Consider the following 19,785-nt stretch of genomic DNA (forward strand, 5'->3'; position numbering starts at 1 on the left):
TTGCTCTCGTGCACGCCATGACCATCGCCGCAGGCCGGATACTCCGGCCAGGAGTCCAAGATTGATCTGGCACGGAGTCTTCGTCCCCGAGTGGCTCTCGCTGCTCATCCTGCTCGGCCTCATCGCGGCGGTTGTGGGGTTCGCACTCTGCCTGAAGGGCCGGGCGGATGCCTCGCTGCGGAGGGCCTTCGACGGCCTCAAGGTCTCTGCGACGCCCCAGCCCTGGATGGTATTCGTCGTCTTCCACACCTACCACGGCCTGCTCGTCTACACGATCCAGACCGCGCATCACTTCTGGGCCAGCCCGGAAGATGCGCGTGTCGCCCTTTGGCGTCTGCACCGATCCAATCTGACATGGGGAATGTTCGCTCAGGGAATCGCGATCATCCCGCTGCTTTCCTACTTCAACTATCTCGCGCAGAAGCGGTCGATCGTTCGCCAGTCTGCGAAGCCCAAGTCCGGTGGGCTTGATGACGAGCTGGCCTGACGGTCCGGAGTCAGCGCACCTTCGCCTTCCCCGTCGTCTCCCCCACCCAGTCCGTGATCGCGGCCAGGGCCGACGGGGCGATCGTCTCCTCGATCTCGGTGTACTCGGAGAGGTTTCCGGTCTTGCAGGTCTGGAAGAGGTGGTTCAGGCCGGGGAGCTCGCGGACGACGAACTTCGTGTTGCCGCCGGACTTGAGGGCCTTCTCGATCTCGACGAGGTTCTCCTTCGGCGGGACCTGGAGGTCCTTCTCGCCGATCAGGGCCAGGACCGGGCAGGTCACCTTCTTCAGGGCGACCCTCGGGTCGAGGTCCAGGAAGTCGCGGAACCAGGGGGTCCGCACCAGCTTCAACCGGCTCTCGATCACCCCCTCGGAGGCCTTCGCTTCCTTCCGCTGGTCCTCCGGCAGGCTGGCCAGGTGGGCCTTGAACGCCTCGCGGACCTTCCCGTCGGCGACCTTCTCGTCCTTCTCCGCGCGGACGATCCGGAAGAGCTCGCGCTGGAGGTCGGTCGTCCGGTTGAGCGTCGCCTCGTCGGCCCCCAGCCCCTTGAGGATGGCCCGGCCCTGGAGGTAGATGATCTCGTCGCCGGGGAGGCCGGTGCCGGCCATCAGGACGAGGAAGGCCACGTCCTTCGACCGCGAGGCGACCAGGGGGGCGATGATGCCCCCCTCGCTGTGGCCGATCAGGCCGATCCGCGCGGGGTCGATCTCCTTGCGGGACTTCAGGAACTCGATCCCGGCGAGGACGTCACCGGCGGTGTCCTCGCTCTTGGAGGTCAGCGTGTCGCCCGTCGAGCCCCCCACGCCCCGGTCGTCCACCCGCAGGGCGGCGACCCCGCGGCGGGCCAGGGCGTCGGCCAGGACGAAGAACGGGCGATGCTGGAAGAGGTTCTCGTCCCGGTCCTGCGCCCCGGATCCGGTGATGAACAGGACCGCCGGGAACGGCCCGGCCCCCTCGGGCTCGGTGAGGGTGCCGGCGAGGGTGACCCCGCCGGCCTTGTTCATGTAGGTCGCATCGATCGACCTGTACGGGAACGGGCCCTTCGGCGTCTGGGGCCGGCGGACCTCGGTGGCCTTCTCGGTCTTCTTCAGGGTCAGCGGGAACTTGTTGCCGAGCTGCGTCCAGGTCCCCTCGGCCTCGGTCCCGTCGGCGTTCAGCTTGCCCTCGTACTCGCCCTTGATGGCCTTGAGCTCGAACTTGAGCTCGGTCTTGGTCACGGACACCGAGTCCACCTTCAGGCCCTTGGCCCCCTGGTCCGGGCTGTCCATCTTCGCCATCAGGGTGCCGTCGGCCGTCTTGCCCACGTGGAAGACCAGGCGGAGCTTCAGGCCGGCTCCCAGCTCCAGTTTCCCTTCCCAGAGCTGCTCCGGGCCGACGATCTTGGGCACGGCCATGGGCGCCTTCGTCTTCTTGAACGTGAGCGGGAGCTTCGCCCCGCGCTGGGACCACGTACCGACGGCCTCGTCGCCGTCCTTGCTGAGCTTGCCCTCGTACTTCGCGGACGAGACCTTGAGGGTGAACGAGAGCTTGCCGTCGGCGATCGCGAAGGGGTCCAGGGCAAGCCCTTCGGCCCCCTCGTCCGGGCTGTCCATCGTGGCCGAGCGGATGGCCCCCTTGTCGCCCCGCGTCACGTTCAGGACCAGGGGGATCTCTCGGGCGCCGGCCTTCAGCGTCCCCTGCCAGTGCTCCACGCCCGCGGCGGGGGTGGCCTTCGGCTTCGGGGCCTTGTCTTGACCGAGCGCGGGGGGTGAGAGCAAGGCGACGGCGCACAGGGCCGGCGCGGAGATCCACATCATCGATGGCCTGCTCATGGTAGTGCTGGTGTGCTCGAGAAAAGAGGATGGGACTCTCCCCTTTCCAGGGGGGAGTTGGAGGGTGTGTACGGTGCGTGCCGAGGCGATCGAATCTACCCCCCTGAATCCCCCTGGTAAGGGGGGAAGCGGCTTCGTGCTCGCTTCCTCACACGGATCGCGGGGGTTTCCAGAGTCGATGATGCGCCGACACGGCCTCGTTCCTGGGGAGCATTCGCCGGCCGGGCTCAATTATCGAGGCGAAGTCCATTCAGGTCGTCTTCTTGAGCGAGCCCGGGGCCGGATGATCCCCCAGGCCGAACAGGTGGCGGACGGCGGAGAGGAAATGGTGCGGGGGCTGCTCCTGGGCCCCGGCGCCGGCCACGGCCGAGCGGACCGCGGCCCTGGGGTGGTGGAGGAGCTGGTTCTGGAGCCGGGCGGCCATCCGCGCGATCGCCTCCCGGTCCTCGTCGGTCAGGTTCGGACGGCTGGCGAAGAGGGCGGAGAGCTCCCGGTCGCGGACCGCCTCGGCGTTGCTGCCGATCTGCTGGAGGATCGCCCCGGCGGCCTGCTGATGGCGGAGCAGGGAGTAGCAGTCGGCCGTCTCCCGCTCGATGATCACCAGCGCCGGCTCGATCCCCCTCTGCCGCCGCTGGAGGTTCTGCTCGGCCTGGGCCCTCAGGTCGTCCACGTGGTAGAGCGCCACCTGGTCCAGGTCGCCGATCCTGGGGTCGAAGTCGCGGGGGATGGCGATGTCCAGGATCAGGGCCAGCCGGTTCCGCCGCGCACGCTGGACGCGGACGTACTGGTCGAGCGTGACGATCGGCTCGGCGGCGGCCGTCGTGCTGACGACCAGGTCGGCGTCGATGAGCGCCTGGCCCAGGCGGTCGAAGGGGACGGCGCGGCCCCCCCAGCGGCCGGCGGCGGCCTCGGCCTTCGCGGGGTCTCGGTTGGTGATGAGGATCTGGCCGGGATTGAGCCCTTTCAGGTGCTGGAGCGTCAGCTCCGCCATCTTGCCGGCGCCGATGACCAGCACCGCCTTGTCCGCGAAGGTGTCGAAGACCTCCCGCGCCACATCCACGGCGACGCTCGCGACGGAGAGCTTGCCCTGGTCCATGCCCGTCCGCTCGCGGACGGCCTTGCCCACGCGGAGGGCCGACTGGAAGACGGTGTGGAAGACCGGGCCGACCGTCTTCCGATCGACGGCCGCGCGATACGCCTCGCGGACCTGGCCGAGGATCTGGCCCTCGCCCAGGACCAGGCTCTCGAGGCTGGCGGAGACCCGGAAGAGGTGGCCGACCACGCCCTCGTCGTGGTAGCTGACGAGGTGCCCGGCGCAGAGGTCCGGGCGGACGCCGTGGAAGTCGGTCAGGAACGAGCAGAGCGAGTCCGCGTCGGGCACGCAGTCGGCGGCGCCGGCGAGGTAGACCTCCACCCGGTTGCACGTCGAGAGGATGACGACCTCGCTGCCGGGGAACTCCCGCGGCAGCCGCTCCAGGGCGCGGTCGCACTTGGTGCCGTCGAAGGCCAGGGCCTCCCGCACGCCGGCCGGCGCGGACCGATGATCGACGCCCAGGGCCAGCAGCTTCACGGCGTGCCCCCCGCCACGCGGGCCGCGCCGTGGGCCGTGGGGAGCCGCAGCGCCTCCACCCCCACCCAGGTGAACACCAGGAACGCGAACGCCACGATCGTCAGGACCATCAGGCTCCGCCCCCTCATCGCCGGCCGGAACCTCGCGTGCAGCAGGATCGCGAAGACCGCCCACATCCCGAGCGCGCTGATGACCTTCGGGTCGCTCCAGCGGATCACCGTCATGCTCCCCGCCGCCGCCCGGGCCTTCACGCTCAGGACCATGCCGATCAGCAGCCCGAAGGTCAAGAGCGGGAAGGCCACGGTGATGGCCGCGCGATTCACCCGCTCCGACTGCTCGAGGCTGGGGAGCGAGAAGCCCGACCGGGCCGGCCGCTTGGACTTCAGCCGCCGCATCTGCGCCAGGTACATCAGCCCCGCCGCGAACGCCAGGCAGGTGCAGACCGCCCCCGCCAGCAGGAAGATGCCGTGCACCGTCCCCCAGAAGGCGACGACGCCGGATTCCATCCACTCCGACCCCCGCGGCGCGAACCAGCCCCCGGCGACGATCAGGCCCAGCACCACCGGCAGCACGAACACCCCCACGGCCACGTTCCTCGGCCAGTGGAGCATCAGGAAGAGGCCGATCAAGCCGACGATCCACGACAGCACGATCAACGATTCGAACGGGGTCGTCACCGGCAGCAGCACCCCCTCCTTGACCGCGAGGTTGGCCAGGAAGAGCGTCTGGACGATCCAGCCCAGGGCCGTCAGGGTCACCGTCAGGTGCCAGCGGATCGGGCTGCGCACCACCAGCCTGGCCAGCTCGCCGACGAGCGCCAGGCCATAGGTCCCCGCGAAGCAGAGGATTTTCAGCCGATCCATTCCCGGACGTCCCCGGCGCCGCCGTTATCCCTTGCCTCGTTCGGAGCACGGCCTCGGCTCATTGTAAGGCCCCGCCCGCCCGAATCCCAGCCCGGGGCGCGGCCGGACATGCATTCACGCCGGTCCCGGGTTCCCCTCGGGGGTCGAGTCGGTCAGGATAGGGGGACGGCCCCGGCCCGCAATCCACGGAACTCGTCCTCACATGTCACGCCGCCAGCCCCGATCGGCCTCGCGCCCTCGCCCCTCGCCCTCGTCGCCGAAGTCCTCGGCCACGAAGGCCGCCACCACCGCGGCCCGATCGGGCGCCCGATGGTGGAAATCCCGGCGGGCGATCCTGGGGGCCGTCGCGGCCGGCGGGCTGCTGCTGGCCCTGGCCCTGTTCCTGGTATTCGTCCTGCCGGCGGACACGAAACGGCGGCGGGCGGGTGCCGAGGCCCTGGCGAAGGCCGGGGACTGGAAGGCCGCCCGCGAGGCCTGGCGCGAGATCAACCGGTCGCCGCGGCCCGACGCCGCGAGCTACCTGGGGGAGGCCCGCGCCTGCCTGGCGCAAGGCCTGGCCGGCCAGGCCGAGGGCCTGCTCCGCCGCGCCGCCATGGCCGATCCCGCCGCCGCCGAGCCCTGGCTCCTGCTCCTGGAGATCCTCCGCGTCGAGGATCGCCCGGCCGAGGCCCTGGAGATCGGCCGGCAGATCCTGGACGCCCTGGATCCCGCCAGCCGCCGCGAGCTGCTCCGGGAGCTGACCCTCGCCGCCCTCACCGAGGTCCCCGACGACATCGCGCGCTCCACCCTGAGGCGCTGGATCGACGCCGACCCGTTCGACGCCGACGCCCGCGTCGCCCTGATTCGCCGGATCGCCGCGGACCCCCGGGGCGACGACCCCGACCGCGACGTCCGCCTCGCCGAGCTCGAACGGCTCGCCGCCGCCCATCCCGACCACCTCGCCTCGCGCGAGGCCCTCATCACCGCCCTGGCCGATGCCGGCGAGGTCGACCGCGGCCGCGCCCTGCTCGATTCCTGGCCCGCCGCCGACCGCTCGCGGGCCCGCTACCAGGGCCTCCTCGGCCGCTGGGAGCTCGACATCGAGCGCCGGCCCGAGCGGGCCGCCGAGGCGCTCTCGCGCGCCCTGGCCGAGGCCCCCCACGACTGGCGGGGCCACTATCGCCTCGCCCGCGCCTACCAGGCCCTGAACCGGCCCGAGGACGCCCGGCTCGAGGCCGAGGCCGTCCGCCGGATCCGCGAGCTCCTCGACCCCCTGACCCTCGCCCCCCAGCTCGAATCCGCCCTCGCCAAGCCGGGCGACCCGGCCTCCGCCCGCACCCTGGCCACGCTCTGCGGGCGAGCCGGCCTGGCCCGCCTCGCCGACGCCTGGCGGGCGCTGCCCCCGGATCCCACCGCCGTGGATCGCCTGGCTCCTCAACGCGGACTAGAATCCAGGTAGCCTTCGGCGCCCTCCCTCGGGTTGCTCCCCGGCAACGCGAGCGGCGGCGACGAAACGCGACGTCGATTCCCGCGCGGGACGGGTCACCTCCGGGCTCGAATCCGGGTAAAAAGACAGGGAAGGCATGTCGTCCTAGCGGAGATTCCGACGATGAGATTCAACGCCATCGCCGCCGTGCGCCCCGACGCGGCGCCCGGCCCGAAGCCCCGGCTCGGCAAGATCCCGGACCTGGATCTGGACCTGGACCTGGACCTCGGCACGGAGCTGCCCATGGACGAGCTGGATCCCGTCGACCTCCCCGGCAAGGTACTCCTCATCGAACCGTCCGTCGACGAGCAGGCCTGGCTCCGCAACGAGCTCCTGGCCGGCCAGATGGAGGTGTACACGGCGTCCGACCTGATCACGGCCCGTCGGGCCATCGCGCTCTTCCAGCCCAACCTGATCCTCGCCCAGCTCCGCCTCCCGGTCCACGGCGGGCTCGAGCTCGTCCGCTTCCTCAAGGGGGACGCCGAGACCCGGCGGATCCCCGTGATCCTCTACGCCGACATCGCCTCCGCCGACGAGCGGATCCGCGCCCTCGACCTCGGCGCCGCCGACGTGGTCACCCGGCCGTTCGTCGCCGCCGAGCTCGTCGCCCGGGTGCGGGCCTCGCTGCGGGCCCGGCACCTGCTGGCGATCCTCGAGCAGCGGGCCCACCTCGACGGCCTCACCGGCCTGGCCAACCGCGGGCTCCTGGAGGACCGACTCCCCCGCGAGTGGGAGGGGTGCCGGCGGCGCGGCCAGCCCCTGTCCATACTCATGGCGGATCTGGACCATTTCAAGTCCATCAACGACAACTATGGCCACGCCGCCGGCGACGAGGTCCTCCGCCGCGCGGCGGCCTCCATGGCCCATTCCGTCCGCGTCAACGACCTGGTCGCCCGCTACGGCGGCGAGGAATTCGTCGTCGTCGCCCCGGACTGCCCCCCGGAGACCGCCGTCGACCTCGCCGAGCGTTTCCGGCAGTCCGTCGCCTCCCTCCGGATCGTCGAGCACGGCACCCCGATCCCCGTCACCGCCTCCGTCGGCGTCGCCAGCATCCCCGCCGCCGCCCTCGATTCCTCCACCCCCGCCGAACTCCTCAAGCGGGCCGACGAGGCCCTCTACCACGCCAAGCAGTCCGGCCGCAACGCCACCTATTTCAACCACCCCACCCGCGGCATGCTCCTGGCGCCGGCGTCATGAATAGGGGCGAGGGACGAGGGGCGAGGGGCGAGCAGGAACGGACCTCTGGACGGGGATAGGGACGAGGGGCGAGCAGGCACGGACCTCTGGACGGGGATAGGGACGAGGGGCGAGAAAGAAATGGGGGAAAGGTGCAACATTACAGAGAGCTGTTGGTCTGGCAGAAGGGGATGATGCTGGCCCGGTTGTGCTATGAGTCGACGGGGGAGTTTCCGAGATCGGAAATATTCGGCCTCACAAGCCAGATACGCAGGGCGGGGGCTTCGATCCCGGCCAACATCGCCGAGGGGCATAGCCGATCGCACACGAAGGAGTTCCTCAATCACCTGAGCATCGCGAAAGGCTCGCTGGCGGAGTTAGAGACTCATCTGATCCTGAGCCAACAGATCGGCTTTCTGACCGAGGAACGTCTGGCTCTCCTGCTCGTCCAGTGCGATGAAATCAGCCGGATGCTCGCTTCTCTCCGCAAGTCCCTCGAAGCCCGTCTCTGAACCGTCCCCTTCCTCCCCTCACCCCTCGCCCCTCGCCCCTCGCCCCTATTCCCGTCCCGCCGGCAGGCCGATGCCCTGATAGGTGAAGCCCAGGGCGGCCATCCGGGCCGGGTCGTAGACGTTACGGCCGTCGAAGATGTAGGGCTGGCGGAGCAGCCGGCGCATGACCTCGAAGTCCGGGTTTCGGAACTCGTTCCACTCGGTGGCGATGACCAGGGCATCGGCCTGCTCGATCGCGCCGTAGGGGCGGTCGCAGTAGGTGAGCTTGTCGCCGTAGATCGCCTTCACGTTCCCGATGGCCTCGGGGTCGTGGACGCGGACGGTGGCCCCTTCCTTCAGGAGTGCGTCGATCAGGACCAGGGCGGGGGCCTCGCGGATGTCGTCGGTCCTCGGCTTGAAGGCGAGCCCCCACACGGCGATGGTCGCCCCGCCGAGGGCATCCTTGAAGTGCCCCTTGAGCTTGGCGAAGAGGACGTCCTTCTGGGCCTCGTTGACCTCGTCAACGGCCTCCATCAGCCGGGCGGGCATCCCCTTGGACGCGGCCATGTGGATGGCCGCGCGGACGTCCTTGGGGAAGCAGCTCCCGCCGTAGCCGACCCCCGGGTGCAGGAAGTGGAAGCCGATCCGCTGGTCGTGGCCGATCCCCCGCCGCACCTCGTTGATATCGGCGCCGAAGGCCTCGCAGAGGTTGGCCATCTCGTTGATGAAGCTGATCTTGGTGGCGAGCAGGCAGTTGGCCACGTACTTGGTCATCTCGGCGCTCTCGGGCGACATGACCAGGAACGGCCGGTCGGTGCGGAGGAACGGCGCGTACAGCTCGTGGAGCCTGTCCGCGACCTCTTCCCGCCGGGCGCCGACGACGACGCGGTCGGGCTTGTTGAAGTCGTCGATCGCCGCCCCCTCCTTGAGGAACTCGGGGTTGCTGGCGACGTCGAACGGGACCCTCGCGACCTCCTTCATCCGGCGGGCGAGCTCGGCGTTGGTGCCGACCGGGACGGTGCTCTTGATCACCAGGATCTTCGGCTCCTTCAGGCATCCCGCCACCTGCTCGCCGACCGCCCAGACGCCGGAGAGGTCCGCGCCGCCGTGATCCCCCTGGGGCGTCCCCACGGCGATGAAGACGATCTCCGCCTCCGCGATCCCCTCGGCCAGATCGGTCGTGAACTTGAGCCGCCCGTCGCGCGTGTTCCGGTGGACCAGCTCCGACAGGCCCGGCTCGTAGATCGGGATCTTCCCGTTCTTCAGGGCCTCGACCTTGGCCGCGACCTTGTCGATGCAGACGACGTCATTGCCGCTCTCCGCCAGGCACGTCCCCTGAACCAGCCCGACATACCCGGTTCCGATGACAGCGATCTTCACGGTCTTGCAGTCTCCTCGGTTGGCCCGGCTCCACGGCGTTTGAACGCACCTCCGGTGTCCCCCGCCCGGGGCATCCCGTCCCGGCTGAGGTATCCTTCGCCTAGATCTCATTATGAGGCAAGACCTTTCGGCCCAACAAGCCGATCCATCCCGTGAGCCGGCCTCGAACGGCCGGACTCCGGAGCTCGGAGTCCTTGACGGTTGGCGCCGGGTGGCCGTGGAGGAACGCCACGGAGGGCGAGCCGTCGGGGGAGCCATGCCTCACTCCCGGGCCGATGCGATCCCGCGGCATTCCATCACGACCACTCGGCATCTCTGCGTGGGTGCAAGGAGCGCCAGGCTCCCTCGTCGCGACTCGCGACCGTTCCATCTCGAGTCCCTCCGCCTCGATGATTGATGCAGTCATGCGTAACACCTCGCCTCGATGACATACCCTGGTCAGCGAGCCTTGGGGATACCGGACGATGCCGATTGGCCATTTCTCCCGATCTATCATCAAGAACCGCGCGCACTTTCCCCGATGGGATCCGATGCTTTCGATGTCGCGGTTCGGTGGAACCATCGTCCCGCGCGGCCATTGTCGGGCCTCGGGCCCTGGCCGAGTCGGTTGTCTCTGTCCATGGAGGCGAGGATCAGGACGGCCATGGGCTGGCCAGTCCTGAGGATCGGACGTCTCGGGCGCGGGATGGCGTGCCCGGACGCAGATGCGATGCTCTCCGTCGCATGCTCGGCCCCCTGGCCGGAGTATCCACCCCGCCGGCTCACCAGGATCTCCGCCCGACGTCTCGTTTCCGACCGGCCCCCTCCCGGCCGTATGCTGTCGCCCTGTTCAGGATGGGGAGAAGATATCATGCACCATCCCATCAACTTGATCCTGCACCCGGGACATTCCAAGTGCGGATCCACCGCCATCCAATCAAGCCTCTACCACGACCTCGAGGTGCTCGAGCGGAAATCGGTGTTCATCCCCGACAGCAGGCTCCGGTTCCGATTCGAGCCGATCCTGGGGCCGGCCCATTCGATTCCCCCGGTCTCGTATTTTCAGGATCTGATGACGGGCATGCTCGACCTGTCACACCTCGAACGCCGGATCGACGAGGCGCTGGCCCACGCCGCGGACGCCGGTTGCAGGACGATCCTGATCTCGTCCGAGAACCTGTGCAACCTCCATCTCACGCACGCCCAGGCGATGCACCGGCTGCTGGCCTCGCTGTTTTCGAGGGTCAAGGTCATCTATTACATCCGGCAGCCGGATGACTGGATCTTCTCGGCGTGGCAGCAGTGGGGCCACAAGCTTGGCCAATCGCTCGGGGAATGGACGGACTATTGCCTGCTCACGGGGCTGCCCGCGTTCCTGTCCAACGCAACTCGGTTCCAGGAGATCTACGGGGAAGGCAGCGTCTCGGTGATCCCCGTGCATCGCTCGGCGTTCCCGGCCGGCGGCCTCCTGGCCGACTTCTACGAGCGGCTCGGCGTGGAGCCGCCCGACCCCCGCACGTCCGCCGGGCATCAGAACCTGTCCCTGAACCCCTACCTGTGCGAGGTCCTCGGGTCCATCGACGGCATCTACTCCTCGATCGACGACAATTCGGTCCGCGGCCTGTTCGAGACCCTGTGCCCCCCCGAGCTCCTGTTCGGCCGGGACAGGAACTACATGGGCAAGGGACTCCGCGATCGGATCCTCGATTTCTACGAGGCCGACGATCGGGAGCTTCACCGACGGTTCTTCGGCTCCCTGGAGTTCGACGAGATCTTCGCCCGGCCCGTCGAGGCCGGGGGGGAGCCGCCCCACGCGCGCATGGAAGGGCTCAAGAATGTCCTCGCGATCAACACGAGATTGCTCCTTCATCTGATCAGGACGGTGGAGGAGGGATCGCCTCCCGCGGTGAAGCGGGGTCCGCTCGATGTCTCGGCCTGGCCGGCCGTGCCCCGGGCGGAGGTCCATCGGATGCAGGCGGGCGCGGAGGTCCGTCGGATGCAGGCGGGCTAGGCTCCGCGGCCGATGTCCGCGGGGCCCGGGGCCGGGCGCGGCTCGCCGCCGCGGCGCACGGGCATTCGGGATCGATCGGCGGGGCCCACTTGACAATTCGACGACGCTTCATTCAAGTGAATTGATGGGGTTCGACTCGAGTCGGCTCGGCTTGAACCTCGGCGATCGGCGGCGTTCCGAATTGTCGGTGCTGGTCATTCGGGGCCGGAAGCTCGATGCGACGGCGTGCTCACCGAATCTTGCTGGCCTCGTTCCTGGCCCTCTACGCGGGCATCTCGCTCGGCGGGGCCGGCCTGCATGCGCTGCCCGGATTCGGTCATGACCCCGCGTCGCTCTCGTCGGAACTGCCGAAGGCTCCGGGGCATCCCGCCGGCTCGCACGACCGGGCCGCGGACGACTGCCCGTTCTGCCATTTCCACGCCCAGGGCCAGCTCGTCGCCGATCCCTGGGGCGCCTGGCTCGTGGACGTCCTGCGGATCCGCCCCGCGGACGACCCGCCGCTCGTCTTCCCCCCGGCCCTCGATCGCCCGTCCGCCCCGCGCGCCCCGCCCCTCGCCTGAACCTTCCTGACGCGGGCCCCCGCGCCCGCCCCCGGGCCGAACTCCCGTCGGCCCGCATTCGCCGCCCCGACCGGGACGCGCCCTCGCGCGGATCGGATCGGCGGTCGACGCGACCCCTCGCCATGACAAATCCTCGTCTCGACGCGACGCCAGGGGCCGCGCCCCCGCGCCGGCCGCCGTTGCGTCCGTGAAGCCATCATCCACCCCCGATCCCATCCGAGGCCCACCTTGCGTCACCGCGCCTTCACCCTGATCGAATTGCTCGTCGTGATCGCCATCATCGCGGTCCTGATCGCGTTACTCTTGCCGGCGGTCCAGTCCGCGCGTGAAGCGGCCCGGCGCGCCCAGTGCACGAACAACCTGAAGCAGATCGGCCTGGCCATGCACAACTATCACGAGACCCACGGCCAGTTCCCGTGCGGCTACCTGATCCTGCCGGGGGGCAACGCGAACATGGGCACGCCCGATCCGCTGACCCGCGACACCGGCCCCGGCTGGGCCTGGGGCTCCTTGCTCCTGCCGTACATGGAGCAGTCGCCCCTTTACGCCTCGCTCAACGTCAACCTGCCGTGCTGGTCGATGGCGAACACGACCGGCGCGCGGACCTCGCTGAACGCCTTCCTGTGCCCGTCGGTCAGCGAGTCTTCGCTGCAATACGACGTGAAGGACGAGGGGGGGAACGTCCTGGCCCGGTTCAGCCGGTCGCACTACGCGGCGAGCGCCGGCCGCCGCGAGGCCTGGGGCTACGCGGCCGACGACTGGACGACGCTGGCCGACGGGCCGATCTACCGGAACAGCCGGACCCGGGCCGCCTCGGTCACCGACGGGCTCTCCAACACGATCTTCGTCGGCGAGCACAGCGCCGTGCTCAGCGACAAGACCTGGGTCGGCATCGTCCCCGGCGCGATCGGCTGCCCGACGCCGCGGTTCGCGACCTCCTGGTGCGACGTGGCGGCCACCCAGGCCCTGGTCCACAGCGGCCCGAACGTCGGCGAGGACCCGCCCCTGATCCACCCGCCGAACGCCCGCTCCGCCAAGCTCTGCGGGATGTTCGCGGAGCATCCCGACGGCTGCAACGTGCTGATGGGCGACGGCAGCGTCCGCTTCGCCCGGTCGAGCATCAGCCAGGCCGTCTGGCCCGCCCTGGCGACCTGCTCCGGCGGCGAGGTCATCAGCGCCGATTCGTATTGAGGCCCGCACCGAGGAGGAGGAACCCGCCCATGATGACATCGCCTCGTCGGCCGCTGATCCTCGCGCTCGCGCTCTCGCTCGTGCTTGGCGGCTGCGGCGGCCCGCCCCAGGTCGCCGCGGATAACCGGGAGATTATCACCTCCCTGGCCACGGCCGTCTCGGCCCGGAATTCCGAATGGCTCGAGTCCAACGCCCGCCTCATCGAGAAGCGCCGGGCCGAGGGACACGTCTCGGACGCCGAGCATCAGGTCTTCTCGGCCATCGTCGCGAAGGCCCGGTCGGGCGACTGGCCGGCCGCGGAGCGCGACGCGTACGCCCTCCGCGAGGCCCAGGCCCCCACCGCCGAGGACCTGAAGAACCTCGAGCGGCGCAAGCTCGACCCCGGGCACCGGGGCCAGAAGGCTGTGGCCAAGATACCCTTACGCGGTCGTTCCCCGCAGTAACCCACTACTCCTTCTCCCTGTCCATCCGGATGCCCGCCGAGCCCGGATGAACAGGGAAAGCGGCGCCGTATCCGGCCGCGGGTGTTCAGCCCGTCACGGGGGTCAGGGTGGCGTCGATGCCCTGGACGTAGATGGTGGTCAGGCCCTCGAAGCCGGAGTCCGTGCCGACCAGGAGCCAGAGGTTCCCCTGGGCGTCGGCCGTGACGACGGCCGTGTGGGTGTGCTCGCGGGTGATCGAGACGTACGGGACGCTCGCGCCGCTCCCCTGCGCCAGGCCGTTGGCGATGTTCCCGGCGACGGAGGCCGCGGGACCGCCCACGGCGTTGTTCCCCTTGTCCACGTTCATCCGCAGCATGCCCCCCTGGTCCACGGCCGAGGGCTCCTCCGCCGAGGCGCCGGCCTTGAGATAGACCGACTCGCCCGGCGCGCCGCCGATGCCGGCGGATCCGCTGGGGGCATTGGACGCGAACTTCAGGGTGAATGAGATCCGGTAGCTCTGCCGCGCGACGACGCCGTCGGCCGCCGTCAACTTGCGGGTCAGGAACATGAAGGCATCGTCGGAGCGGTTGTGGCTCTGGAGGAGGTAGCCAGTCCCGCCCGTGCCGAGGTCCGCGGGCAGGTCGCGGATCCCGGAATCCAGCTCGTAGGATGGATTCGGACTGGCCGGGATGTCGGCGAACCCGGACGTCCAGCCCTGCGCGCCCCGCGTGAAGTCGAATGACTCGCGGACGACGGCGGCGACCCGGCCGCGGACGACCGAGACCGACTGCCGCGCGACCTGACCATCCGGCGCCTCCGCCCGGATGACGAACGGGTTCACGCCCGTCGCCAGGCCGACCGCGAACCGATAGGTGCCGTCGGCCGCGGCGGTCGTCATCGCGTCGATGGTCCCGTCGCCGCCGGCGTCCAGCCGGACGATCGACCCCGGCGCGGTCTTGCCCGTCAGCGCGGTCCGCTCGACGTCCTCGCCGACGACGTTGTCCCCCTCCGGGTCGTCGGCGGGATCCACGCGCGACGTCAGCTCCAGGGGCCGCAGCGAGGTCCTGGCCCCGAGGTTGCGGAGGGCGATCGCCCAGTCCCGGAGGTTGGTGACGCCGTCGCCGTTGACGTCGGTCCCGGCCGGCACGGTCGACGCCGGCCCGGCACGCAAGGCCGAGCGGATCGCCGCCAGGTCGGCCCGATCCACGCGGAAGTTGCCGTCGACATCGCCGGCGAGCGAGACGCCGATCTGATACCCCCCCGTCGTCCCGGCCTGGGCCCTGGGCCGGATCGTCAGCGTGCCCGGCGCGACCGAGGCGATCGTCACCGCGCCCTTGCCCGATCCCGAGTCGTTCCGCGCGGTGATCGCCCAGACGCCCCACCGCGACGAAGAGGCCAGGCCCACGGCCGCCGGGTCGAAGGTCCCGTCGGTCGCCTCCGCGTCGATCCTCAGAAGCACCCGGTTCCCCAGCGCGTTGCGGACGTTGTTCCGGTTCAAGGCGAGCGTGTAGTCATCGGTCGATGTCAGGGCCGTGCGCCCCTGGTAGACTGCGAACTTCCCCGCCGCGCCGGACAGCAGCCTCCGGCCCTCCATGGGCTCGAGCGAGGGATCATAGCCGGTCCGACGCCGCGAGTTCCTGCGTGTTGTGCCCATCGTCGCGTCGCTCCAGATTCGCGTCGCCGGCGTCCGACCCGGACGGGTCGCCCCGGAGGCCGGCGGTGTCCCATGCAGTCGAGATCACCCCGCGACGTGCGTCATGAAATTGCGTTCAAGTGCGAGTCATCGTGGCCTCGGATGCTCGCGAATCTCGAACCCCGCAAGCGGTCCGGGCCAAGGAGCAGGTCACACCGACACATTCAGCGGCGATGATCGGCGAACCGCCGCGCCCTCGCGGATCGCACGCCGGCCCGGGCGCAGACGGCCGTGACGATCGCCAGCGGCGGCGTACCGGGCCACCCACAGCCCGCTCGGCGTCACGAGGGGCAGCACGCAGGCCACCTGGACCCGGCCGAGTCGCCGATGCCCTCGCGGCCGGCCGCGAGCGACGGCTCGCGAGAGCATGGTATCCTTCATTGCCACGACGGCAGCGATTCCATCCAATCGATTGCGTTCTTGTAGATCCGGATGGGGGCGAAGTTGTGACCGCCGGGGAAGCTGTAGAATCGGACCTGCCAGCCGATCGACTTGTAATAGGGCAGGCTGCCCTTCACGGCGTCGTTGTAGAACTCCGCGTCGCTCGGGCTCGCCAGCAGGATGGCGACCCGGCGCGACGCTCCGAACGATTCGGCGGTCGGCAAGGTTCCCCGCTTGAACTTGTCGAGCGGGACCCGCCCCGAGTTGTCGACGACCGCCGCGGCATAGCCGGGATACTTGAGGTTGAAGTACTCGGCGTAGTTCCCCCCGCCGGAGAGCCCGGTGAGGATGATCCGGCTGGGGTCAACCGGGTATGCGGCGACCGCCGCGTCGACGCTCGCCTTGATGGCCCGGGTCACCCGCTCGAGGTTCGCCGCGGAGCCGTGGAACACGGCGTTGGCGTAGAGCTTCGACGCGAAGACGATCACCCCTTCCTGCGGCCCGAGCGTCTTCCAGAGCGTCAGCGGCGTGTACTGCGTGCCGGACGGACGCCCGTTGTACGAGAAGGCGACCACCAGCAGATACGTCCGGCCCGGCTCGAGCGGGCCCGGCAGGACGATCGTCGCGTCCTTCTGCTGGATGATCGTCGCCTGGGTGTCCGCGGCGGGCCGGGCGGCAACCGCGGCCGCGCTCAGCAGTGCCCGTGGTTCCAGGGGCGTGGCGGATGGCAGCCCCGGTCGGAACCGGCGGGCCGGCCGCGGCGAGGCGGCGGGACGAGCCTTCGTCTTCGAGGGTCGGACAAGGCCGAGGACGATCCCCCGGCACGCGCGGAGGCGGGATGAATTCACGAGGCTCATGACGCTCTCTGACCAGGAAACCCGCCGACCGCGGCGCGGCCGGTCCCAGCCGCCAAGTATGCGGATCGGCCTCCGCCGCGGCAAGCCCCGAGTGCAACAGCGAGGGGCCGAGCGTCGAGCCGGCCCCGGCGCGGATCACCGGGCCTTCTCCTCGTTCAGCAAGGTCTCGGCTTCCATGATCCGAAACCGCACGTCATTCACATCGACCTCGGTGGCCCGAGCACCCTGATGCATGGCCACGGCAATCGCCTCCTGCTCCTTCAGGCTCTTGATGAGCTTCTCCAGCTCCGCGACCATCTCGGGCTTGCTGGCCCCCGCCCTGCGAAGCGTGTCCAGCTTGCGGCGTTCCCACACGGAGAAGGGCGCGGCGGAGGGAGAAATCCTGGCGTTCCGGGCCAACTGGTGCAGCATGGCCAGGGTCTCGTCGATCAGCGCGAGCTGCTTCCTGGCCAGCGCCCGGTTGGCGTTCAGGTCCGGAGCGCTGGCGACGGTCGGCGGCGGGGAGAGGGCGGCCTTCGCCTGATCCTGCCGCCCTGCGGGCGCAGCGGGCTGCTGGCGTCCGTGGACGGCGACGCCGACGGTCGCGAGGAGGAGGGCCAACGCGAAAGCAGCCGGCAGTTTCAGCCTGGAAAGCCAGATCATCCGGATTGCTCCTTCAGCAAGGGTGGTGGCCGCCGCCGACACGCCGCCGGCCGCGGGGGAACTCGTCACGAACAGGGACGGATGCGTCAGGAGCGCCGAGGGGATTGCGGCCGACGCCTCGCGGACCCATCCCGCCCCGAGCGCCGCGGCGGCCGGGGCGAGCCCGCGGCGCACGAGTCGGTCCCGGAGCAGCCGCCGCCCCCGAGAGAGGCGGCTCTCGACCGTCCCGACCGGGCAGCCGAGCCGGCGGGCCGCCTCCTCGTGGGGCAGGCCCTCCAGGTCGCAGAGGACGACCGCCGCGCGCTGGCGTTCGGGCAGCCGGCCGATCTCCTCGTCGAGGATCGCCAGCCGCTCCGCGTCGGCCGGATCGGGGACCGGGCCGGTGACCGCGTCGACCTCGCCGGACTCCCGCGCCCTTCGCCGCAACGAGGTGGCCCGTGCCCTGGCGGCCACGCGCCGGCAGACGCCGTGGAGCCACGGCCCGAGCGAGTCGTCGACCCGGACCGCGGACGCCCGCCGGGCCAGGACCAGGAACGTCGCCTGGAACGCGTCGGCCGCGTCGTTCCGGTCGGGGAGCGCCCGGCGGCAGACGCCCCAGACCATCGGCCCGTGCCGTTCCATCAGGATGGCGAACGCATCCTCCGCCGAGCCGTCAACCCGGCCCGCGAACCGTCGCAGCAGCTCCCCGTCGGTCAGCCCGCCGAGCATCCCGCTGCGGAACAGCGCCCGGCCGTCTCGAAGTGCCCCCGAAGGCTCTCCCCCGCTCATGAGCCCGTCCTCCCCAGTCCGGCCTACCACCCACAACATGCACGGTCACGGGAAATCCTTCCATGATTCTCCCGTCCGGGCTCGCGTGGCGGCCGATTTCCTCATCGAAGCTTCGCATTCGGATTCTCTGGGCCCGTCCGTTCGGGCCGAGATCGCGTGCCTGGCTCAATCCCACGGGCGTCGATGGCGCGAATTTCCGAGGCTTCAGCAGCTTCGAGATCAGGGAGTTTGGTCTCGTCAACCTCCTCGTCGCTGGTCATCGACGCGATGCGGATCATCGAGCCGGGGATCGTCCAGATCGCCTCATCGAGGGCTCAAAGATACCGCACGGGGATAAGAACAGCCTCCCGCGCCGGAATCCTCGTGAAGTTGGAAGGGATCAAAGACCGGGTGCCGATCGGAAGCATGGGCGACGGCATCTGGCGGATGCTCGGGCTCGCGTTTCCATGGTCAATGCGCGGAGTGGCATCCTCCGCCGGGCCGCAAGCTTCACGTCGCCGTCCTGGCGCGGGCTCTCGACGCGAAACGCCCCCTCGGCGAGCAATTTGCACGATGGTTCATGGACCTGTTCGAGCTGAACCCGCGAACGGTGCCTCGCCCCTGAGCGATGGGACCACGACGTGGTCCCGATCCCTCGGTCCCATCCTCACACATCCCCCAGCCGCTCGGTGGAATCCCCGAACCGCGGCAGGTCGGCTGCGCCCGCGCCCATCCGGTCGGCCATCGAGAGGAACAGGTTCGTCATGGGCTTGCGGCCGTGCTTGACGTAGCGATTCGCCTCCAGGGTGCCGCCGCCGCGGCCGGCGAGGAGGACGGGGAGGTTGCTGTGGGTGTGGCGGTTGCCGTCGGCGTTGCCGCTGCCGTACACGATCATCGCGTTGTGCAGGAGCGGCTTGCCGTCGACGTCCGGCGTCGACTTCAGCGTCTCCAGGAAGCGGGCGAACTGGGCGGCGTACCAGAGGTCGATGTCCGCGACCTTCTCGATCCACGCCGCCCGGTTCTGGTGGTGCGACAGGTCGTGATGCCCCTCGGAAATGCCAATGTGATCGAATGAGCGATTGCTGCCGTCGTGGGCCAGGAGCAGGGTCGCCACCCGGGTCGTGTCGGTCTGGAAGGCCAGGGCGAGCATGTCGTACATCAGGCGGACGTACTCGGTGTAGTCGGTCGGGACGCCGACCGGCGACTCCACCGCCGGATCGGCCGCCGCGCCGAATTTCTCCTCGCGGGAAATCCGCGACTCCACCTCGCGGACGCTCGTCAGGTACTGGTCCAGCTTGCGGCGATCGCCCGAATCGAGCCGGCGCTGCATGGCGCGGGCGTCGTCCAGGACGTGATCCAGGATCGACTTCTGGTCGGCCCGCCGCCGCGCCAGGCTCTCCGCGCGGCGGCCGTGCGGGCCCTCGCCGAAGAGGCGTTCGAAGACGAGCCGCGGGTTGGACTCCGGCGGCACCGGCGTCGTCGGGCTGCTCCAGGACATGTTGTACTGATAGGCGCAGGAATATCCGGAATCGCACGAGCCGTTCTTGCGGGCCGGCTCGCAGGCCAGCTCCAGCGACGGGAGCCGCGTCAGGTGGCCGACCTTGCGGGCCAGAAACTGGTCGATGGAGATCCCCGCGCGAAGATCCGTGGCGCTCTTCTTCAGCCGGACGCCCGTGAGGAACGTGCTGCCGCCGCGGGCGTGGTCGCCGGCGCCGTCGGGGCCGGCCTCGGCCGTCGCGTGGGCCAGGCCCCCCATCACCTGGAGGTACTCCCGGCACGACTCCAGCGGCTTCAGCGTCCGGCTCAGCTCCAGCCCGGCGCCCTTGCCCTCGGCCTTGGGCCACCAGGACGCGGGGATCGCCCCGTTGGGGAAATACACGAACGCCGCGCGGAGCGGCGCACCGGTGGCCGTCCGCGCCAGGCCCGCCCCCGCCGCGGCGCCGGCGGGCCCGCCCTCGGAGGCCAGCAGCCGGCCCGCGCCCAGCGATTCGAAGGCCGGCAGAGCCACGCAGGCTCCCAGGCCGCGGAGGACGTGGCGTCGGGTCAGTCTTTCGCTCATA

The 19,785-nt window shown here is 70.1% G+C and carries 17 protein-coding genes; 8 read left to right on the top strand and 9 right to left on the bottom strand.

Translation table 11 applies throughout. From position 1 onward, the window contains the following. The first annotated feature begins 61 nt into the window (after positions 1-61). A complete protein-coding gene (locus tag G6O54_RS11985) occupies positions 62-487 on the top strand; it encodes a hypothetical protein (protein WP_165225264.1) in 426 nt (141 codons plus the stop codon). Between the two features lie 10 nt (positions 488-497). Here G6O54_RS11985 and G6O54_RS11990 read toward each other — a convergent pair whose 3' ends face one another. The 3 genes from G6O54_RS11990 to G6O54_RS12000 all read right to left on the bottom strand — a co-directional run bounded on the left by G6O54_RS11990 (position 498) and on the right by G6O54_RS12000 (position 4,730). Then, complete coding sequence (locus tag G6O54_RS11990) at positions 498-2,297, bottom strand: alpha/beta hydrolase family protein (RefSeq protein WP_250846847.1); 1,800 nt, start codon at positions 2,295-2,297, stop codon at positions 498-500. Between the two features lie 250 nt (positions 2,298-2,547). Next, a complete protein-coding gene (gene hemA / locus G6O54_RS11995) occupies positions 2,548-3,867 on the bottom strand; it encodes a glutamyl-tRNA reductase (protein WP_165225267.1) in 1,320 nt (439 codons plus the stop codon). Further along, complete coding sequence (locus G6O54_RS12000; protein WP_165225280.1) at positions 3,864-4,730, bottom strand: cytochrome C assembly family protein; 867 nt, start codon at positions 4,728-4,730, stop codon at positions 3,864-3,866. Before G6O54_RS12000 ends, hemA begins: the two co-directional genes overlap by 4 nt. A gap of 202 nt (positions 4,731-4,932) precedes the next feature. Here G6O54_RS12000 and G6O54_RS12005 point away from each other — a divergent pair, with 202 nt between their 5' ends. From G6O54_RS12005 to G6O54_RS12015, 3 genes are all read left to right on the top strand, one after another. After that, a complete protein-coding gene (locus G6O54_RS12005; protein ID WP_165225283.1) occupies positions 4,933-6,168 on the top strand; it encodes a tetratricopeptide repeat protein in 1,236 nt (411 codons plus the stop codon). A gap of 150 nt (positions 6,169-6,318) precedes the next feature. Beyond that, positions 6,319-7,392, top strand: a complete 1,074-nt coding sequence (locus tag G6O54_RS12010) for a diguanylate cyclase (protein WP_165225286.1) — start codon at positions 6,319-6,321, stop codon at positions 7,390-7,392. Positions 7,393-7,523: 131 nt separating this feature from the next. Beyond that, positions 7,524-7,883: a four helix bundle protein gene (locus G6O54_RS12015; protein ID WP_256368978.1), complete on the top strand. Its 360-nt coding sequence runs from the start codon at positions 7,524-7,526 to the stop codon at positions 7,881-7,883. Positions 7,884-7,928: 45 nt separating this feature from the next. Here the strand turns inward: G6O54_RS12015 and G6O54_RS12020 are convergent, their stop codons facing one another. Then, complete coding sequence (locus G6O54_RS12020; protein ID WP_165225289.1) at positions 7,929-9,242, bottom strand: UDP-glucose dehydrogenase family protein; 1,314 nt, start codon at positions 9,240-9,242, stop codon at positions 7,929-7,931. A gap of 850 nt (positions 9,243-10,092) precedes the next feature. Here G6O54_RS12020 and G6O54_RS12025 point away from each other — a divergent pair. From G6O54_RS12025 to G6O54_RS12040, 4 genes are all read left to right on the top strand, one after another. Beyond that, positions 10,093-11,232 carry a hypothetical protein gene (locus G6O54_RS12025; RefSeq protein WP_165225292.1) on the top strand — a complete coding sequence of 380 codons (1,140 nt, stop codon included), beginning with the start codon at positions 10,093-10,095 and terminating at the stop codon, positions 11,230-11,232. A gap of 215 nt (positions 11,233-11,447) precedes the next feature. Next, positions 11,448-11,792 (top strand): DUF2946 family protein, encoded by a 345-nt coding sequence (locus tag G6O54_RS12030; protein WP_165225295.1) that lies wholly within the window; start codon positions 11,448-11,450, stop codon positions 11,790-11,792. A gap of 228 nt (positions 11,793-12,020) precedes the next feature. After that, positions 12,021-12,983, top strand: coding sequence for a DUF1559 family PulG-like putative transporter (locus G6O54_RS12035; RefSeq protein ID WP_250846849.1), 963 nt, complete (start codon positions 12,021-12,023; stop codon positions 12,981-12,983). Positions 12,984-13,012: 29 nt separating this feature from the next. Continuing rightward, a complete protein-coding gene (locus tag G6O54_RS12040) occupies positions 13,013-13,426 on the top strand; it encodes a hypothetical protein (protein WP_165225298.1) in 414 nt (137 codons plus the stop codon). Between the two features lie 85 nt (positions 13,427-13,511). Here G6O54_RS12040 and G6O54_RS12045 read toward each other — a convergent pair whose 3' ends face one another. The 5 genes from G6O54_RS12045 to G6O54_RS12065 form a co-directional block, all read right to left on the bottom strand. Beyond that, entirely contained in the window at positions 13,512-15,059 is a 1,548-nt protein-coding gene (locus tag G6O54_RS12045) for a dockerin type I domain-containing protein (protein WP_165225301.1), read from the bottom strand. 416 nt (positions 15,060-15,475) lie between these two features. Next, positions 15,476-16,336: a hypothetical protein gene (locus G6O54_RS12050; protein ID WP_165225304.1), complete on the bottom strand. Its 861-nt coding sequence runs from the start codon at positions 16,334-16,336 to the stop codon at positions 15,476-15,478. 135 nt (positions 16,337-16,471) lie between these two features. Further along, a complete protein-coding gene (locus G6O54_RS12055; protein ID WP_165225307.1) occupies positions 16,472-17,746 on the bottom strand; it encodes an RNA polymerase sigma factor in 1,275 nt (424 codons plus the stop codon). Between the two features lie 101 nt (positions 17,747-17,847). After that, complete coding sequence (locus G6O54_RS12060; RefSeq protein WP_165225310.1) at positions 17,848-18,024, bottom strand: hypothetical protein; 177 nt, start codon at positions 18,022-18,024, stop codon at positions 17,848-17,850. A 368-nt stretch (positions 18,025-18,392) separates the two neighbouring features. Beyond that, positions 18,393-19,784, bottom strand: coding sequence for a DUF1552 domain-containing protein (locus tag G6O54_RS12065; RefSeq protein WP_165225312.1), 1,392 nt, complete (start codon positions 19,782-19,784; stop codon positions 18,393-18,395). Position 19,785 lies beyond the last annotated feature (1 nt).

Origin of the sequence: Aquisphaera insulae (assembly GCF_011064615.1) — a bacterium.
GTDB classification, from domain to species: Bacteria; Planctomycetota; Planctomycetia; order Isosphaerales; family Isosphaeraceae; genus Aquisphaera; species Aquisphaera insulae.

What these genes read in the sequence shown, in the direction of transcription:
- G6O54_RS12000 (WP_165225280.1), bottom strand. Translation starts at nt 4,730, where the DNA reads ATGGATCGGCTGAAAATCCTCTGCTTCGCGGGGACCTATGGCCTGGCG.
- G6O54_RS12050 (WP_165225304.1), bottom strand. Translation starts at nt 16,336, where the DNA reads ATGAGCCTCGTGAATTCATCCCGCCTCCGCGCGTGCCGGGGGATCGTC.
- G6O54_RS12010 (WP_165225286.1), top strand. Translation starts at nt 6,319, where the DNA reads ATGAGATTCAACGCCATCGCCGCCGTGCGCCCCGACGCGGCGCCCGGC.
- G6O54_RS12030 (WP_165225295.1), top strand. Translation starts at nt 11,448, where the DNA reads ATGCGACGGCGTGCTCACCGAATCTTGCTGGCCTCGTTCCTGGCCCTC.
- G6O54_RS12025 (WP_165225292.1), top strand. Translation starts at nt 10,093, where the DNA reads ATGCACCATCCCATCAACTTGATCCTGCACCCGGGACATTCCAAGTGC.
- G6O54_RS12045 (WP_165225301.1), bottom strand. Translation starts at nt 15,059, where the DNA reads ATGGGCACAACACGCAGGAACTCGCGGCGTCGGACCGGCTATGATCCC.
- G6O54_RS12065 (WP_165225312.1), bottom strand. Translation starts at nt 19,784, where the DNA reads ATGAGCGAAAGACTGACCCGACGCCACGTCCTCCGCGGCCTGGGAGCC.
- G6O54_RS12005 (WP_165225283.1), top strand. Translation starts at nt 4,933, where the DNA reads ATGTCACGCCGCCAGCCCCGATCGGCCTCGCGCCCTCGCCCCTCGCCC.
- G6O54_RS11990 (WP_250846847.1), bottom strand. Translation starts at nt 2,297, where the DNA reads ATGAGCAGGCCATCGATGATGTGGATCTCCGCGCCGGCCCTGTGCGCC.
- G6O54_RS12040 (WP_165225298.1), top strand. Translation starts at nt 13,013, where the DNA reads ATGATGACATCGCCTCGTCGGCCGCTGATCCTCGCGCTCGCGCTCTCG.
- G6O54_RS12060 (WP_165225310.1), bottom strand. Translation starts at nt 18,024, where the DNA reads ATGATCCGCATCGCGTCGATGACCAGCGACGAGGAGGTTGACGAGACC.
- G6O54_RS12055 (WP_165225307.1), bottom strand. Translation starts at nt 17,746, where the DNA reads ATGAGCGGGGGAGAGCCTTCGGGGGCACTTCGAGACGGCCGGGCGCTG.